At 47.7% G+C, this 731-nt stretch carries 1 protein-coding gene; it reads right to left on the minus strand.

Features of this window, described 5'->3' with window-relative positions:
• Positions 1 to 731: penicillin-binding transpeptidase domain-containing protein (locus ACS8FC_RS17230; RefSeq protein ID WP_439297681.1), on the minus strand; the 731-nt coding region annotated here is incomplete at both ends.

Here is a 731-nt window from a genome sequence, read left to right on the forward strand (position 1 = left end):
TGTTCTCGAGCCACAACCATTCGATACCTTCTGGCTCTGGTAGCGCCACCGGAGTGAGTTTGAGGCGTTTCATATAATCGACCCAAACCGGTAGAGCACCAGTACCACCACTCAAGCCAATGGGCTTGTTGTCATCACGACCAACCCAAACAACACTAACATAGTTACCACTGTAGCCTGCAAACCAAGCATCACGGTAGTCGTTTGTCGTGCCCGTTTTACCGGCAAGATTCAGATTGCTGCCAAGTGATTGAGCACGTCTAGCGGTACCGTTTGACACTACCTGCTGTAGCGCGTAGTTGGTCAAAAAGTTGGTTTCAGGTGGAATACTACGCTGAGTATTTAGTCCAGTACGCTGCAAAATACGGCCGCGATCATCAATAACTGTGCGAATACTATGAATAGGCGTGCGGAAACCGCCAGTCGCAAAGACTTGGTAAATACCTAACATGTCCATCGGGCTCAGATTGACAGACCCTAATAACGCTGATGGGTATGGTGGTATTTCTTCTTTAACGCCCATGCGTTTTAGTTGCTTGGCAAAAGTATCAACCCCAAATTCCATACCTAAGCGTACCGCCGCTTGGTTATAAGATTGCGACAGTCCTGTGGTCAGTGGTACATAGCCATGATCACGGTTGTCATAATTCTTAGGACTCCAATCGGTACCATCATTCAGGTTGACTGTGATAGGTGAGTCATCCACCGAGCTTGCTAAGTTATAACGACCA

Source organism: Psychrobacter sp. 1Y4 (assembly GCF_051847555.1).